Source organism: Bacillus sp. AY3-1, assembly GCF_008368785.1.
In the GTDB taxonomy this organism is placed as follows: Bacteria; Bacillota; Bacilli; order Bacillales; family Bacillaceae_G; genus Bacillus_A; species Bacillus_A wiedmannii.
Genome location: NZ_QORZ01000021.1, coordinates 52,336 through 70,005 on the forward strand (window position 1 = coordinate 52,336; position 17,670 = coordinate 70,005).

A 17,670-nucleotide genomic window follows, 5' to 3' on the forward strand; every position below is an offset into this window, starting at 1 on the left:
CCGTCTCCCCCTTGTCCTTTTATAAAGCTCGACTAATAACAAGTTTCTGTATCTCACTCGTTCCTTCATATATTTGCGTGATTTTAGCATCACGGAAAAATCGTTCTACTGGATAGTCTTTCGTATAACCATAACCGCCAAATACTTGCACCGCTTCAATCGCAACTTCAACAGCCGTCTTAGAAGCGAATAATTTCGCAATAGAAGCTTCTTTACCGCATGGTAATCCTTGCGCTCTTAGCGATGCCGCTCTGTATACAAGTAATCGCGCTGCTTCTACACTAGTCGCCATATCTGCAAGTTTGAATCCGATTCCTTGCTGCGCCGCAATTGGCTTGCCGAATTGCTCACGCTCTTTCGCATAATCAATCGCACATGCAAGCGCCGCTTCCGCGATTCCTAATGCCTGCGCTCCGATTCCAATTCGTCCAACATCTAAATTCGCCATTGCCACCTTAAATCCTTGTCCTTCTTCACCAAGTAAATTCTCGGCCGGCACTTTCATATCTTCAAACGTAAGTTGTACCGTGCGAGAACCAAGAAGTCCCATTTTATGCTCATCTTTGCCGATAACTAAGCCTGGTGTATCTTTCTCTACTATAAATGCAGAAATCCCACTTTTTCCTGCCTCTGGATTTGTAGAAGCGAATACAATGTATGTACTTGCTTCACCGCCATTTGTAATAAATACTTTCGATCCATTAATAATGTAGTGATCGCCTTTCTTTACAGCTCTTGATTTCAAACTCCCTGCATCTGATCCTGCATTTGGTTCTGTTAATGCAAATGCACCTAAATATTCACCAGTCGCAAGTTTAGAAACATATTTCTGCTTCTGTTCTTCTGTTCCAAAATATAAAATCGGGTTCATTCCAACTGACGTATGTACAGCTAAAATTACACCAACCGTTGCACTTACCTTTGAAATTTCCTCAATTGCTAAAATGTAAGAAATAAAATCCATTTCTGCCCCGCCATATTTTGCAGGCGCTGGAATACCCATTAGTCCAAGCTCACCCATCTTCTGCAAAATCTCTTTTGGGAACACCCCTTGTTCCATACTAGGAACAAAGGGAGCTATTTCCTTCTGCGCAAAATCTCGAACCATTTTCCTCATCATTTGTTGCTCTTCAGTAAAATGAAAATTCATGTACTCCGCCTCCGTTTGCTATATATCTTTTTAATAATTTGGTAAGACCACTATTTTAATAAAAGGAGGACTTTATTCGTAAACGTAGAAACCACGGCCTGTTTTACGTCCTAACCATCCTGCGTTCACATACTTGCGTAATAATGGACATGGGCGATATTTACTATCTCCTAATCCTTCATGCAACACTTCCATAATGTATAAACATGTATCTAAACCGATAAAATCAGCTAATGTAAGTGGTCCCATCGGATGATTCATACCTAGTTTCATTACTTCATCAATCGCTTCTTTCGTCGCTACACCTTCATATAACGTATAAATCGCTTCGTTAATCATCGGTAATAAAATACGGTTCGATACAAATCCTGGGAAATCATTTACTTCAACTGGCACTTTCCCGATTTTTTTCGTAATATCTTCAATTGTTTCGTACACCTCATCATCTGTAGCCAAACCACGAATAATTTCAACAAGCTTCATAACCGGAACGGGATTCATAAAGTGCATACCGATTACTTTCTCCGGACGTTTCGTTACCGCTGCAATTTCTGTAATTGGTAGAGATGACGTATTCGTCCCTAAAATTGCGTGATCTGGAGCAATTTCATCTAAATTCGCAAAGATTTTCTTTTTTATATCCATTTTCTCAACAGCCGCTTCAATAACAAGATCCGCTTCCTTCACACAATCTAAATCAAGCGTTACTGTAAGGCGATTTAACGTCGCTTCCTTCTCTTCTTCCTTCATGCGTCCTTTTTCTACTTGGCGCGCTAAGTTTTTCGTAATAATAGCCAATCCTCTGTCTAATTGCTCTTGTTTTAAATCTTGTACCTTCACATCATATCCTGCCATTGCACATACTTGTGCGATTCCCGAACCCATTTGTCCTGCACCAATTACAACTATTTTTTGTACACCCATTCTTTCTTCCCCCTCAATATAAATTGTTAATAAATCAAAAATCACCTACACGTAAATTAACGAACTTCAATCATAATTGCGTCACCTTGACCGCCACCGCTACAAATAGAAGCAATTCCAATTCCGCCGCCGCGCTGCTTCAGTGCGTGGATAAGTGTAACGATAATACGCGCTCCACTTGCTCCAATTGGATGTCCCATTGCCACTGCGCCGCCATTTACATTCAATTTGTCTGGGTCAATTCCTGCAATCTCTGTACTTGCAATTGCTACCGCTGCAAATGCTTCATTAATCTCGAATAAATCGATATCTTCAATTGTCTTGCCTGTTTTTTTCAACAATTCGTTAATTGCATAACCTGGCGTTCTTGGGAAATCTTTAGACTCCACTGCAATTGCTGTATGTGCCAAAATTGTCGCTAATGGCTTTCTTCCTTCTTGCTTCGCTCTGTCTTCGCTCATTAATACGAGCGCAGCACCGCCATCATTTAGTCCAGGAGCATTACCCGCTGTCACTGCCGACGTCTTATCAAATACAGGTTTTAATTTCGCTAATTTTTCAATCGTTGTATCCGCGCGTGGCGCCTCATCTTTTGCAACGACGATAGGATCGCCTTTTCTTTGCGGAATCGTTACTGGCACGATTTCCTCTTCAAAACGTCCTTCTTTATGCGCTGAAACCGCACGCTGATGGCTACGATATGCCCATTCATCTTGCGCTTCGCGAGAGATTCCATCTTCCTTCGCAACTTCTCCACCATAAACACCCATGTGTATACCTGAAAATGCGCATGTCAAGCCGTCAGCAACGTTTAAATCGATGATTTCGTTGTTACCCATTCTGTATCCCCATCTTGCGCCTCGTAAAATGTAAGGACTGTTACTCATTGACTCCATACCGCCAGCTACAATTAGTGATTGATCGCCAGTACGAATAATTTGATCCGCTAACGTAACCGCACGAAGCCCTGATGCACAAACTTTATTCACTGTTTCCGTCTGTACTTCCCAAGGGATTCCAGCAGCCCTCGCAGCTTGGCGCGATGGAATTTGCCCCTGTCCCCCTTGAATAACTGTTCCAAATATAACTTCCTCAACATCACTAGCAGAAACATTTGCTCTCTCAAGTGCTGCTTTAATTGCAATTCCCCCAAGTTCTGTCGCCTTCACGTCTTTTAAAGATCCTCCAAATTTCCCAACCGGTGTTCTTGCAGCACTTAAAATAACTGTTTTACTCATATCTATTTCCCCCATCTCTTTTTTTTAGGACCGAGCGCTCGCTCGGTGTTCTTACGTTGAGAAGAGGTGCAATGATTGCACCTCTCTCTAAAGTTGTATTCATTCCTACAAATTACATCGCTTCTTTCTTCTGTCCGATAACAGAGCGTTCTAAAATCTCTGTTACATCAAGAGTTTGAACCTTCTCTTCTACTTCTTTCGCTTTCGTCCCATCGCTAATCATCGTTAAGCAATATGGACAACCTGTACCGATAATGGATGGTTGCACAGCTAGTGCTTGTTCTGTACGAGCAACGTTAATACGTGAACCTGCTGTCTCTTCCATCCACATTAAGCCACCACCTGCGCCACAGCACATTCCAGTTTCACGGTTACGTGCCATTTCTACAAGATTCACACCAGGAATTGCTTTCAAAATATCGCGTGGCGCTTCGTATACTTCGTTGTATCTTCCTAAGTAACAGGAATCATGGTACGTAACTGTTTCCTCAATAGCGTGAACAGGTTTTAAGCGTCCTTCTTTCACCCACTGAGCTAACAATTCTGTATGATGATAGACTTCTGCTTGCAAGCCAAAGTCTGGATACTCATTTTTAAATGTGTTATAAGCGTGAGGATCAATCGTAACGATTTTCTTCACTCCTGCTTTTTCAAATTCCTCGATATTCTTTGTCGCCATCTCTTGGAAGACAAATTCATTTCCAAGACGTCGCGGTGTATCTCCAGAATTCTTTTCTTTATTACCAAGTATCGCGAATGAAATGCCTGCTTCGTTCATTAACTTCGCAAACGATATCGCAATCTTCTGACTACGATTATCATATGATCCCATTGAACCAACCCAGAATAAATATTCGAACTCCTCGCCAGCTTTCGATTTTTCTTTTACAGTTGGAACCGTTACTTCATCATCACCTTGGCGCCAAGTTTCACGCTCTTTACGGTTCAGTCCCCACGGATTCCCTTGACGCTCGATATTTGTCATCGCACGCTGCGCTTCCGCGTCCATCTTTCCTTCTGTTAGAACGAGATAGCGGCGTAAATCAATGATTTTGTCAACATGCTCATTCATAACCGGACACTGATCTTCACAGTTACGGCACGTTGTACAAGCCCAAATCTCTTCCTCTGTAATAACATCTCCGATTAAACTCGGATCGTAAGCAAGCGTTGTAGCTGCTGATTCTTGTTGCCCTTTCCCAGCTGCCATCATCGCTAACTGATTTCCTTGTGTATTATTAAAAGCAACTACTGGAACCCACGGTGCTTTTGATGTCACTGCTGCTCCTTTATCAGTTAAATGATCGCGAAGTTTTAAAATTAAATCCATCGGCGATAACATTTTCCCTGTCCCTGTTGCCGGGCACATATTTGTACAGCGACCACACTCTACGCAAGCGTATAAATCAATAAGCTGATTTTGTCTAAAGTCTTCGATTTTACCAACACCAAATGTTTCTTGCGTTTCATCTTCAAAGTCAATCTTTTCAAGTTTCCCTGGATTTGAAAGACGTCCGAAGAAAACGTTAACTGGTCCCGCAATTAAATGCGCGTGTTTTGATTGTGGAACATACACTAAAAACGTTAACAAAATTAGTAGATGCACCCACCAAGAGAAATAGAACACAGAAATAGCTGCGGTTTCATTTATTCCCGAGAAAACGTAAGCGATTGCAGAAGCGATCGGTTCACTCCATGAAAGCTCCTCGCCGTGCCATATAATTCCCATCCCATTACCGAGTAGCACAGAAATCATTAAGCCACCAATAAAGATAAGAACAAGGCCTGATTTGAAATTACGTTTTAAACGAACTAGCTTCTCAACATAACGTCTATGAAAAGCCCAAAAGACTGCAATTAAAATAACAAGTGTGACAATTTCCTGGAAGAATGTAAATGCAGGGTATAGTGGTCCAAGTGGAAGATGTGATCCTGGTGCGAGTCCTTTCCAAACGAAGTCAATTGCTCCAAATTGGACAAGAATAAATCCGTAAAAGAACATAACGTGAATAATGCCGCTCTTCTTATCTTTCAGCAGCTTTTTCTGACCGAAAACATTGACCTTAAGGAGATCCCAACGCTCTTTAAAACGACGGTCAAATTCAATCTTTTTTCCTAACTGTATGTAGGCCATCCTCGTCCGTATAAGATACACAAACAAATATCCTGCATAAGCAATAACAGCAATGGCAGCCAGCCAATTAATGATCAGTAAGCTATTCATTTTTATGCTACCCCTCTCTTTGTAAGCCCTCTTTCTTTTTTAGAATCTTCAAAAACATATAATTTTCTGAATTTTATCCCCTGTCTTCATTATATAATGAGTGAGCATTCAGTCAACAGTTTTTTGTTATACAACAACATATTTTTTAATAAAGCTGTTTATTTCGGTGAAACTATAAAGTGAAACTTTAATCCGTAGGGGGTTGTTTCCTCTCGCCTGATTCCTTTAAGTAAGCCTAATTTTTAAGTAGGAGGCTTACCGCCCCTTAATATGGGATAAGGTGAAGCCAATCGGGATTTTCCGGGCAGCCAGTAAAATGAAGGCGAAAAGAATGCAAAGGAGGGAATTCACTTATGTTCTTCTTATCTCTCTTGTTAATATGCGTTACTCTTTGGATCACAATTGACCTTTTATATGGGAGGATTCTTCATTTAAAGCGTGTGCGCTCTCGTACTTTGCCTTTACGTCAAAGTAATTTTCACCTTTATACATACGGGCAAGATTTATATGATGCTTTATTTACTGATATACAACAAGCAAGGCACCATGTGCACGTTTTATTCTTCATTGTAAAAAACGATAAAATCAGTCGTGAATTTTTAAAGTTACTTATCGATAAGGCACAGGAAGGAATTGAAGTAAGACTTTTACTCGATCGATTGGGAAGCCATTATTTATCAAACGAGGCAATTCGTTCCCTACAAAAACACGGCGTCTCTTTTTCATTTTGTCATAAAGTGAAATTTCCTTTTCCGTTCTTTTCTGCAAATCAAAGAAACCATAGAAAAATTACAGTTATTGACGGGAAAATTGGTTATATTGGTGGGTTTAATATTGGAGAAGAATATTTAGGGCATAATCAAAAATTAGGATTATGGCGCGATTATCATTTACGCCTTACAGGAGAAGGAATACAGGATTTACAAAAGCAATTTTTACATGATTGGCTCGACGATACGAAGCAAAATTTATTAGATTCACCTCTTTATTTTCCTAAGCAACAACCAGGAATCATTCTACATCGTTTTATCCCTACTGATGGTGCCTATTTGCAAAATACATTTTTACATTTAATCGAAAGTGCGGAAAAAGAACTCTTTATCGGTACACCATATTTCATTCCTGGGAAAAAAATTATGAATTCATTATTAAAAGCGCGAAAACGTGGGGTTCAAATCACGGTTCTCGTTCCAGAAAAAGCGGATCACGCCCTTGTTCGCGAAGCAAAATTCCCATATTGCCGAAAGCTAATAAAAGCTGGGTGTAATATTTACGCATTTCAACAAGGTTTTTTTCACGCTAAAGTTATTATAGTCGATGATTATATTTGTGATATTGGAACTGCAAACTTTGATATGAGAAGTTTATATATTAACCATGAAATCAACTGCCTTTTATATGATAAACATTTTATACAAACAGTAAAAAACAAATTCCATGAAGATCTAGAAAATGCGTCATTACTTTCCTTTAAAGATGTTAGCCCCCTTTCTCTTATTGATAGAGGGAAAGAATGGGTAGGAACGATACTTGCTTTCTTTCTATAGGAAAGATAATGGATAAAGGAGATGTATTCATTATGATTATGCGTTTCGGATATGTCTCACATGCAATGGCACTCTGGGACTGTTCTCCGGCTAAAACGATGACATTTACAAGCTTTCAAAAGCTTAGTAAACAAGAACGAGAAGATAAATTATACGATGTTACACGGCAAAATCTTGAGCATACAATACGTATTCTTCATTACAATATAGCTCATGAAATTCCATTATATCGCTTATCTTCTTCCATCGTCCCACTTGCAACACATCCCGAAGTCGAGTTTGATTACATCGGGTTGTTCACACCGCTTTGGCGTAAAATTGGGACATTAATTAAAGAATACAATTTGCGAGTAAGTTTTCATCCAAATCAATTTACGCTATTTACAAGCGACAAGCCACATATTACAACTAACGCTATTACAGATATGGCCTATCATTATAAAGTATTAGATGCAATAGGAATTGCAGATTCTTCTTATATTAACATCCATGTAGGTGGTGCCTATGGAAATAAAGAACAGGCGGTTGGACGTTTCCATGAAAATATAAAAAAACTTCCTGCACATATAAAAGAGCAAATGACGCTTGAAAATGATGATAAAACATATACAACTGCTGAAACTTTATCGATTTGCCAAAAAGAAAAGATTCCATTCGTATTTGATTATCATCATCACATGGCAAACCTTTGCGAAGAACCGCTAGAAGTATTACTCCCTGCGATTTTTGAAACTTGGTCACATACAAATGTCCCTCCTAAAGTTCACATTTCCTCCCCTAAATCAAAAAAAGAATTTAGGGCTCACTCTGAATATATTGATTTAGAGTTTATTAAGCCTTTCTTACACATTGCAAAAAAAATCAACCATAATTTCGATATTATGATTGAAAGTAAACAGAAAGATTTAGCAATGCTGCAATTAATACATGAATTATCCTCTATAAGAGGGATAAAAAGAATAAATAGCTCAACATTACAATGGTAAATTGTAATGTTGAGCTATTTTTTTCAAAAAAAGTAATTTTTATAGTAAAAAACAACCTATTGTATATGCTATGATTGGAATTAGCATTTTCCACCTGCGATTCAACTTTATTGAAACGGAGCCATAATATGATTAATCAAAAAAAATATGTACACTTTGTCACGATGTATATAATTATATTTTCCCTTTGGATATTTCTTATCCCTAAGGACTTGAATATAAAAGAAATTGGAATTCTCTTCTTATTTTGTTTTGCTGCACTCTTTTCTTGCTATTGCTTATATAAAGCTATTAAGAAAATGAAGCGTAGTGATAAATTATTTTGGGTTTTATTACTCTGCACTTGCATATGCGGACTAACTATGGAAATAACTTTATTCCTTCATTCACTTTCTATATATGATCAAGTCATATTCTCATATAAGGCACTACCTTTTTTCATCATACAATATATTTTGCTCTTTTCTGGGTTTGCTATCAAATTCATAAAACATTATTCTATTAGAGGCCTTGCTCAATTTTCATTCGATAGCATCTTTATTGTTATTATGAATATTTATTTTACCTTAACTTTTATTTTGGACCTCTCAAGCTTTCGTATGTTAACAACAGATCACTGGGTTTTAATTGGATACTTTATTGCACAAGCATTAGTAATTTACGCCGTTATTAGCCTATATAGACGAGAACAATATTCTGCTAGCAGAATTTCATTAATTATCGGTTTTACTATCATACTTGTGTACGGGTATATACATCTGTTCCAACTAAACATGGGGATGAAAACTTCTTCTGAAGTCTCTTATTTAGTACATACTGCTTCAATTTTATTAATTGGTTTATCTTCCATACTATACATTTTGGACAAACCAATGCAGCATGAAACGAAAACAAAGTATTATCGATTTGATTATGTGCGCTTTATATTACCCTATTTCAGTATAATCATTACTTTTTCCTTTATTCTTATTCAACCTTGGGATGATAAGTTCATGCTAATCGGTCTAGTATTATCACTCATCTTATTATTCCTACGACAACTTTACATGTGGAAAGATAATCAAGCACTAATCGATACATACGAACAGTTGACTACACAACTAGAAGGCAAAGTAGAAGAGGGTGCATCTGCGTTATCAAAGAGTGAACAACGCTATAAATCGTTATTCGAAGATCATCCTGATGCCGTTTTCTCTTTAAATATGGATGGTATTTTCCAACAATCTAATACAGCTTGTGAAAGCTTATTTACTGCCTACTATTGTGAAGTAGAAAGCTATTCTCTTCTACACTTTATTGACTCAAAAGACCATGATCTACTAAAGAAAGCTTTACAAATAACAAAAGAAGGTAGACCACAAACTTTAGAAGTTCGCACAAAAGAAAAAGAAGGCTATTACTATTACCTTCACGTTACACTCATCCCTACTTTCATAAACAAAGAAGTTGTTGGGATGTTCGGCATAGCACGTGATATTACAACTTTATATGAAAAACAAAAACAAGTAGAACATTTAGCCTTTCATGATGCACTGACTGGATTACCAAATCGCCGAAAGTTTGAAAAAGATTTAAAAAACATTTTAAATACAGCTCAAACTAGCGTGAATGATGTTGCCGTTATGTTCCTTGATTTAGATCGATTCAAAAAAATTAACGATAGACTTGGTCACGATGTCGGAGATCTATTATTAATTGAAGTAGCAAAAAGATTACGTGGTTGCTTGCGTTCAAAAGATATCGTTGCTCGCCAAGGTGGAGATGAGTTTACAATTCTATTACCAGATATGTACTCAGAAAAAAGTGCGGCTTTTATAGCTGAACAGATTTTAACCGTTTTAAACAAACCATTCTTCATTAAAGACGAAGAACTGTCTATTACACCGAGTATCGGAATTGCCATGTATCCTGATTACGGGACCGATGTTACTGAATTAATGAAAAATGCTGATATGGCTATGTATCGCGCGAAAGCAAATGGAAAAAACAGATTTGTTTTCTTCTCAAAAGAAATAAGTATCGCCCAAAATGAAATCCAATTCTTAGAAGGTGAACTTACAAAAGCATTACAACAAAATGAATTTTTCCTTGAATATCAGCCACAAGTAAGCACAAAAACAAAACAAATTATCGGTTTTGAAGCATTAATTCGTTGGAAGCACCCAAAACTCGGCATCGTGTCTCCTGCCCAATTCATTCCTCTAGCGGAGGAAACCGGATTTATTATTGAACTTGGAAATTGGATTTTACGTACCGCTTGCTTAGAGGCAAAAAGATGGCATAATCAAGGGTTTTCTCACTTAAAAGTTGGTGTGAATTTATCTGTTGTTCAATTTAACCATGCAGATTTAATCCCTACTATTTCAAAAGTGTTAGAAGAAACCGAACTAAAATCAGAAGCACTAGATATCGAAATCACAGAAAGTATCGCAATTAATCAAAATCAATCTGTCATTTCCAAACTAGAACAGCTTCAAAATCTCGGTATTCAAATTTCAATCGATGACTTCGGAACTGGTTATAGTTCTTTAGCTTATTTAACAAAATATCCAATCAACACATTAAAAATTGCTCGAGAGTTTATTTGTGGAATTACAAATAGTCCTTTAGAGGAAGCGATTATCTCCTCCATCATTACACTATCTAAAGAACTAAACTTAGAAGTTATTGCAGAAGGTGTAGAGACGGAAGAACAATGGACGTTTTTATATGAACAAAACTGTGACCACATTCAAGGATTCCTTATTAGCAAGCCTGTTTCTAGTAAAGACGTTTGGATGTTACTACACAAAAAAACAACCGTCTAAGTAAGACGGTTGTTTTTTAATATTCAAAAGGTAGATCTCCAGCTAATTGTACCTCTTGATCATTATGAGAAATTACTTGGCTTTTCTCTAATGCTGTATCACCTAATGAAATACCCCATGCCATTGCTAACGTTAATAGGCTACCAACAAGTAGTTTCTTCATATTCCATCACCCACATTTTTTATTTTAATATATCATGAAATTTTATCCATATCCTATGCAATTATGCATATCCATTTTTTGGGTTATCTATCTACTGATTTTATCTGCGAGCGCTTCTTTATATGCATGCATTTCTAATATATCAAAAAAGAAACTTGCCTTTTTATATGCATCTTCAATCTCTGCCTCATCATACCCCAATTTTCCTAGGCATTCGCCTCTTTGATAATATAGCTGTCCAATTAATGCCATACTATTAATTCGGCATGATATTTCAATTGCTTTATTTACTTGATAAAGTGACCCTTCATATTGCTCGTCTAAGTATAATGCTTTTGCATGATTATATCTTACCTTCACGTCGAATTCTTCATTATCATGCAATGTCTCTAATTGTTTTAATATATCTTCAAATAACTCAATACTTTTCTTAAAATAATTATTTTCAGCATAAATATTTGCAATTGCATTCTCTATATAGAGATTTTGGTATACGTCTATTCCAGCTAATTGTTGGTTTAACAATTTTTTTAATTCTAAAATACAATATTCGTAATCGATTTTCTTCAATATGTAAGCTGCTACATGATATTGCCATTGAAGAAACTGCTGGAATTCAGGATGATATTCTTCCTTTTTTAGCTCATTCCATACTCTATTATAAATCTCTTTATATTTTTTTTGCTTACACAGCATAATGACTTGATCTTTAAACTGTTTTTTTCTTTCAATATCAGAATAAATAAGTACCTCATAAAAATGAATAATGGGAACTTGTAACTTCGCTGCAATGCCTTGCAATATATCCATACTTGGGTATACCGCGCCCGATTCAATTCGACTCACTTCCGATTGATGACATATGTTATCGGATAACTGCTTTTGTGTTAATCCTCTCATCACCCTAATTTTCTTAATTTCACTTCCTAGTTTTTCTGCGTGCATACTTACTCACCATCCCATTATAACAATCTAATTTTTTAAGTTGTCATACCACTACAATAATGTGAATTCGACAATTTTTGATATGAAATAATGCATAATATATATAAAATTCGGCAAATTTTTCATACAATCCATCTCACATAATATAATAGACTAGTAATTTTATAGATAAATTATAGAAAATTTGCCCGTGCTTTCGTTGCATTCGGTCTTCTTTATCCTTTATCAGCAGAAGCTATTCACACCCAAGAACTAGATAGAAATGAAGTAAAAGTTGAAATCGCTCAGCCTAGTTTAACGATTTAAAAATTAACACAACCTCAAAATGATATAAAAATATATGGCGAAAAAGTATTTAAAGGGTGAGATAAACGAGGCTAAAGCTCAACAAGAGTGAGTGACAACTGAAATGAATGTAGATTCCCAACCTACAAATAAAGAAACAAAAGAAAATCAAACCGAAGTTCACCTTGCACAAACTTACAAAAATTACAAAGTATATTGCCAAGATTTTATTGTAAAAGTAGATAAAAATGGAGTAATTACAACTGTTAGTGGTAAAATTGCCCAAAATTTAGACCAACAACCTAATCTTACTATAACAAATTTTTTGTCGAAAAATGAAGTAAAATCTAAATTACGCGATATACTTCAAATTCTGAGCGATGCGACTGCGACGAAACTCTCTATTGAAATACTTGTTTATAAGAAAAAAGAAGTTTACCACTCATAGGTAAACTTCTTTTCATATCCATCCCTTTTCTTCCGCAATTGTAATTGCCTCAATTCTATTTTTCGCATCTAGCTTCGTTAATACTTCAGAAATATAATTACGTACTGTACCAGGCGAAAGATAAAGTGCCTTCGCAATTTCATTTGCCGTCTTTCCTTCTTTCGCAAGTAACAATACTTCTTTTTCACGATCTGATAACGGATTTTGCTCCTGCCATAAGCCGAACATCAAATCTTGAGAAATCTCTCGCTTTCCTTTCATTACATTACGAATCGCTGCAGCTAAATCTTCACTTGGGCTATCTTTTAATAAATATCCGTGCACGCCAGCTTTCATTGCTCGTTCAAAATATCCAGGGCGCGCAAATGTTGTTAAAATCATTACTTTGCATGCTGATTTTTCTTTCTGTAACGTTTCCGCAACATCTAATCCGCTTTGAATTGGCATTTCAATATCCATAATGCTTACATCAGGTTGTAGCGATTCAATTAGTTTTAGCGCTTCTTCCCCGTTCGCAGCTTGCCCAATTACTTCAATATCATCTTCTAGATCAAGTAGGGCCCCCAATGCACCACGAAGCATCCGCTGATCTTCTGCAATAATAATTCGAATCATGCCCTCACCTCATCTTTTCCTGTTCTAATGACAACTGGTACTTTTACTATTAATAGTGTCCCTGGATTGATCGTACCCAGTTCAACAAACCCGTCAATAAGAGCGATGCGCTCTTTCATACCACGAATGCCATTTCCATCATGGTTTTGATCTGCTAAACCAACTCCATTATCTTCTACTGTCAAAATTAATTCACCTTGTGATTCTAGTACAGAAACTGTGCAACGCGTCGCCTTACTATGCTTTACAACATTCGTCACAGCCTCACGTAAACACATTCCTAAAATATTTTGTTCAATTGGTGATAACGAACTTGCACTCGTTTCTTGTTTTATTTCTAATTCAATAGTAGCAGCTTGTAAGATTGCTTTTATTTGCTCAAGCTCTTCTTCTACTGTAATCATACGCATATCAGAAATTAGTTCCCTTAGCTGCTTTAAAGCGGTACGAGATGTTTGTGTAATTTCCTTTGCTTCCGCGCTTGCACGCTCCGGATTTTTTACAATTAACTTCTCCACGAGCTGGCTTTTTAAAGTAATGAGTGATAACGTGTGCCCTAACGTATCATGAAGATCTCTTGCAATCCGCTGCCGCTCTTCACGTTTTACTAAGTCTTTAATTTGTTCATTCGCTTCTTTTAATTGATTTCTTAACATCTTTTTTTGATTAAAGTTGCGCATACCAAATGGCGTAATAAGCATTAAAATAAACATCGGAACAATATTCACTAAACTTGTAGTTGATATTTGATTCATATTTACAAATATAAAAATTCCAAGCATTACAGCTAACAAACTTAACAACACTCGAAACTCTTTCTTATTTGGCGCAAACCCTATCGCACTTGCTGTGAAAAAACCAAAGAATATCATGAAGGCATTATAATAAAAAGCAAATAGCAGTGTGAGTATCATTTGCATACATGCCCATAAAACGAAAGTCTTATTAACAAAATAAAGTTGACGGTATGTGATAACAAAAAGTATCAACATACCACTCCCCATTACAAGCTTCCATCCCGATGCTTGTGCTAGATGGTAAATTGGAAATAACAGATACACAAGCCACATATACGGGAAGAAACCCATCTGTTTCGGAAAAATCTCAATCCTCTTCTTCTCTATCATTTATACCGCTTCCTGTCTTTTTCTTATATATATTGATATTACAACAAATATAAGGAAATAACCTCCTAGTACCGCGATATTTTCCCAACCAACTGATTTTCCAGCTACAATATCCCATGCACCGCTTCCGAAGTGATATGTTGGTGTCCATTCACCAATCGTTCTTAATATTTTTGGGAATACTTCAATCGGCATCCATAGGCCACCAATTACAGCTAGACTCATATTTAAAATATTCGCTAAACCCGCTGCTGCATCTGCCTTTTTAATAGAACCTATTACTGTTCCTAACGCTAAAAATGGTGTTACACCTAACAACAACCATAATCCAGCGCCAATCCATTGCCCTACTGTTAACTCGACATGATTAATTAATATTCCTGCGATAAAGATAACTAAGATTGAAAAAGCATTCACTACAGTTTGAGCGATGATTTTGGCTGTTATATATGCCCCCTCTGGAAGTGGTGTAATTTTTAACAAATGTGTCCACCCTTGCCCCTTTTCCTGAGAAATCCTTACACCGAAACTAAAAAGTGCCGTCCCTACAATACTAAAAGTCGCCATTGAGATTAAATAATGCGCTTTCCAAGCATCTCCGTTTTGTGGCACTTGAATAACATTTGTGAAAATGTAGTAAAACATAACTGGCATTAGTAATGAGAAAAAGATAAACAATTTATTACGAAACGTACGTAAAATTTCTATTTTGCATTGCATCCATAAAGCTCTCATGCGATTCCCTCCTCCTGATTTGCGATAAACTGTTCAAATGCTTCATCAAGACTTCCACGTTCAACTGAAACATCTGTTACAGGTAAGTTCTTTTGATAAATTGCTTTTAAAGTTTCATCTGTATCTTCAGTTGTTAAAGTGAAGTGCCCTTCGTTTGACTGTACTTCGGTTACGTTTGGTAATTCTTTTAGTAATTTTGCAGGAATACTTTCCTTCGAATAAAACTTGATTGTTTTTCGCGAAATCGTCGCCTTCATCTCATCTGGTGTACCATCTGCGATAATCTTTCCATTCGCAAATAATAAAATACGATTCGCCAATGCATCCGCTTCTTCTAAATAGTGCGTTGTTAAAATAATTGTTTTCCCTTCACTTGCTAACTTTCGAATTGTTTCCCAAAACGTTCTTCGAGACGTAATATCCATTCCAACTGTCGGCTCATCTAAAAATAACAAATCAGGATTTCCTGCAAGTGCGAGTGCAAAGTTTAATCTTCTTTTTTGCCCACCTGATAATTTCTCACATCTTTGCTTTCGCTCCGATTCTAAATTTGATAACTGTAGCAACGTTTCTTTCGCTACCGGATTCGTATAATAACTACGGAATAACTCAATTGCCTCTTCTACTGTAATGCTATCAATGACACTTACTTCTTGTAGCATCGCACCGAGGCTATTACGAACATCTCTATGCTTGGGACTCTTTCCAAATATAGAAACAGTTCCTTCCGTCGGATCCTTTAATCCAAGCATCATCGACATCGTCGTCGTTTTCCCTGCACCATTCGGTCCAAGTAGTGCTACTATTTCTCCTTTATTCACATGAAATGAAACGTTATTTACTGCCTTTTTATATTTAAATGTTTTAGAAACACCATTTACTTCTATAATCTTTTCCATCTCTCCACCCCCGCTGTTTCTTATATTTACATTGTACGTGTTGGAAAACTTAGGAAACAGTATGATGCGTCATGACATCGATATGACAATTGTCATGTATTCCTTATGAGAGGAATCAGCCCACATACCGCAAGCGAGTAGCAGGACGAAAATAAACATGATACAATCGGGTAAGATATACATTCGAGGAAGGACAGTGGTTTTCATGATTATTCGTAATGAACAAGATTTAGAAGGCTTACGAAAAATCGGCCGCATCGTTGCACTTGCACGTGAAGAAATGAAAAAAGAAGCGAAGCCAGGTATGACAACGAAAGAGCTTGATTTGATCGGTAAAAAAGTATTAGATGAGCATGGTGCTATTTCTGCACCTGAAAAAGAATATGATTTCCCAGGTGTAACTTGTATCAGTGTAAACGAAGAAGTTGCTCACGGTATTCCAGGAGATCGCGTATTAAAAGAAGGCGACTTAGTAAATGTCGACGTATCTGCTGCACTTGATGGCTATTATGCAGATACAGGTATTTCATTCGTACTTGGAGAAGATGAAGCAAAAGAAAAGCTTTGCCAAGCAGCGGTTGATGCATTTTGGGCAGCAATGAAAAAGGTGAAAGCCGGTTCCAAACAAAACCAAATTGGTCGTGCTGTTTCAAACTTTGCACATAAAAATGGATATAATGTAATTCAAAACTTAACTGGTCACGGTATTGGTCTTAGCTTACACGAAGCACCAAACCACATTTTAAGCTACTTTGACCCAATGGATAATGCGCTTCTAAAAGACGGTCTTGTTATCGCTGTAGAACCATTCATTTCTATGAAAGCTGATCACATTATCGAACGTGGCGATGATGGTTGGACATTCGTTACACCTGATAAAAGCCTTGTTGCACAATGTGAACATACTGTTGTCGTAACACGCGGCGAACCAATAATTTTAACAGAAATCTAATACCAAAAACGGCTGTTTTGTAGATTTATTCCACATAAAACAGCCGTTTTTATTTTTGGGAAAATATGTGAACTATTGTTGAACTCTTTATCATTTAAGTATATAATCTTTAGCGGAGGTTACTTAAGCTTATCTTTACTAAAAAGATATTGTAACTAAGGAGGAAAACACCTTCTTTCTTATTGTTTAAACAGTCTCAAAAATGACCGTAGTAACGTGTTAGTCGAATATTCTGTAATCCTTATATTTTTCTAACAATGTAAGAAACTATCATCTTTCAACTTCGGTCCACTAATCGCACAACTCTCTTTAGACAAAATAAATGACTAATTTCAAAGTACATATTGTCTTCATTCTGACCAAAACCAACCCTATCTAGATTTTTATTTCCACATAACTTTAAGGCAAAAATAAGCCTTCACAAAGGGATACACTACCTTGGTTAGTATGTATCGTAAAACTTACCTTTATAACCATTCTTTTTCACTAGATATACATGAAAACTATCTCACATATAAAGGTCTGATATCATTCTTTATATCAGTATTTTTTTCGACATTTTTTGTCGAATTGTGTATATTTCCACAGAACTGTGTAAATATACATTTTGTTTTACGTTAAATAA

14 protein-coding genes and 1 pseudogene are annotated in these 17,670 nt (G+C 36.7%); 5 read left to right on the forward strand and 10 right to left on the reverse strand.

Going from position 1 to position 17,670, the window contains the following annotated elements:
* Positions 1-19: 19 nt before the first annotated feature.
* The 4 genes and pseudogenes from DN389_RS22300 to DN389_RS22315 form a co-directional block, all read right to left on the reverse strand.
* Entirely contained in the window at positions 20-1,150 is a 1,131-nt protein-coding gene (locus DN389_RS22300) for an acyl-CoA dehydrogenase (protein WP_087985984.1), read from the reverse strand.
* 72 nt (positions 1,151-1,222) lie between these two features.
* The gene (locus tag DN389_RS22305) at positions 1,223-2,074 is read right to left on the reverse strand and encodes a 3-hydroxybutyryl-CoA dehydrogenase (protein WP_149237629.1); all 852 of its coding nucleotides are present in this window, start codon (positions 2,072-2,074) and stop codon (positions 1,223-1,225) included.
* A 56-nt stretch (positions 2,075-2,130) separates the two neighbouring features.
* Positions 2,131-3,415: pseudogene (locus DN389_RS22310) on the reverse strand (acetyl-CoA C-acetyltransferase).
* Positions 3,416-3,424: 9 nt separating this feature from the next.
* A complete protein-coding gene (locus DN389_RS22315) occupies positions 3,425-5,536 on the reverse strand; it encodes a (Fe-S)-binding protein (protein ID WP_001086763.1) in 2,112 nt (703 codons plus the stop codon).
* A gap of 353 nt (positions 5,537-5,889) precedes the next feature.
* Here DN389_RS22315 and cls point away from each other — a divergent pair, with 353 nt between their 5' ends.
* The 3 genes from cls to DN389_RS22330 all read left to right on the forward strand — a co-directional run bounded on the left by cls (position 5,890) and on the right by DN389_RS22330 (position 10,876).
* A complete protein-coding gene (cls, locus tag DN389_RS22320) occupies positions 5,890-7,083 on the forward strand; it encodes a cardiolipin synthase (RefSeq protein WP_149237630.1) in 1,194 nt (397 codons plus the stop codon).
* A 32-nt stretch (positions 7,084-7,115) separates the two neighbouring features.
* Entirely contained in the window at positions 7,116-8,069 is a 954-nt protein-coding gene (gene uvsE / locus DN389_RS22325) for a UV DNA damage repair endonuclease UvsE (protein ID WP_142343576.1), read from the forward strand.
* Positions 8,070-8,197: 128 nt separating this feature from the next.
* The gene (locus DN389_RS22330; protein WP_098189304.1) at positions 8,198-10,876 is read left to right on the forward strand and encodes a DUF4084 domain-containing protein; all 2,679 of its coding nucleotides are present in this window, start codon (positions 8,198-8,200) and stop codon (positions 10,874-10,876) included.
* 16 nt (positions 10,877-10,892) lie between these two features.
* On the opposite strand, the gene DN389_RS22335 is transcribed toward DN389_RS22330, so the two are convergent.
* Entirely contained in the window at positions 10,893-11,039 is a 147-nt protein-coding gene (locus DN389_RS22335) for a quorum-sensing peptide PapR (protein ID WP_098189303.1), read from the reverse strand.
* An 87-nt stretch (positions 11,040-11,126) separates the two neighbouring features.
* Complete coding sequence (gene plcR, locus DN389_RS22340; RefSeq protein ID WP_088123792.1) at positions 11,127-11,984, reverse strand: transcriptional regulator PlcR; 858 nt, start codon at positions 11,982-11,984, stop codon at positions 11,127-11,129.
* 409 nt (positions 11,985-12,393) lie between these two features.
* Here plcR and DN389_RS22350 point away from each other — a divergent pair, with 409 nt between their 5' ends.
* A complete protein-coding gene (locus tag DN389_RS22350; protein WP_088123793.1) occupies positions 12,394-12,717 on the forward strand; it encodes a bacillolysin in 324 nt (107 codons plus the stop codon).
* Between the two features lie 12 nt (positions 12,718-12,729).
* Here the strand turns inward: DN389_RS22350 and DN389_RS22355 are convergent, their stop codons facing one another.
* From DN389_RS22355 to DN389_RS22370, 4 genes are read right to left on the reverse strand one after another with little or no spacing between them, the layout of a single operon-like run.
* Entirely contained in the window at positions 12,730-13,332 is a 603-nt protein-coding gene (locus DN389_RS22355) for a response regulator transcription factor (protein ID WP_000619265.1), read from the reverse strand.
* On the reverse strand, positions 13,329-14,459 hold the full coding sequence (locus DN389_RS22360) for a sensor histidine kinase (RefSeq protein WP_149237631.1): 1,131 nt from the start codon (positions 14,457-14,459) through the stop codon (positions 13,329-13,331). The genes DN389_RS22355 and DN389_RS22360 overlap by 4 nt, the downstream gene beginning before the upstream one ends.
* Positions 14,460-15,194 carry an ABC transporter permease gene (locus DN389_RS22365; protein ID WP_064470371.1) on the reverse strand — a complete coding sequence of 245 codons (735 nt, stop codon included), beginning with the start codon at positions 15,192-15,194 and terminating at the stop codon, positions 14,460-14,462.
* On the reverse strand, positions 15,191-16,093 hold the full coding sequence (locus tag DN389_RS22370; protein ID WP_064470372.1) for an ABC transporter ATP-binding protein: 903 nt from the start codon (positions 16,091-16,093) through the stop codon (positions 15,191-15,193). Before DN389_RS22370 ends, DN389_RS22365 begins: the two co-directional genes overlap by 4 nt.
* 157 nt (positions 16,094-16,250) lie before the next feature.
* Here DN389_RS22370 and map point away from each other — a divergent pair, with 157 nt between their 5' ends.
* On the forward strand, positions 16,251-17,045 hold the full coding sequence (map, locus tag DN389_RS22375; RefSeq protein ID WP_002096176.1) for a type I methionyl aminopeptidase: 795 nt from the start codon (positions 16,251-16,253) through the stop codon (positions 17,043-17,045).
* The last annotated feature ends 625 nt before the right edge of the window (positions 17,046-17,670 follow it).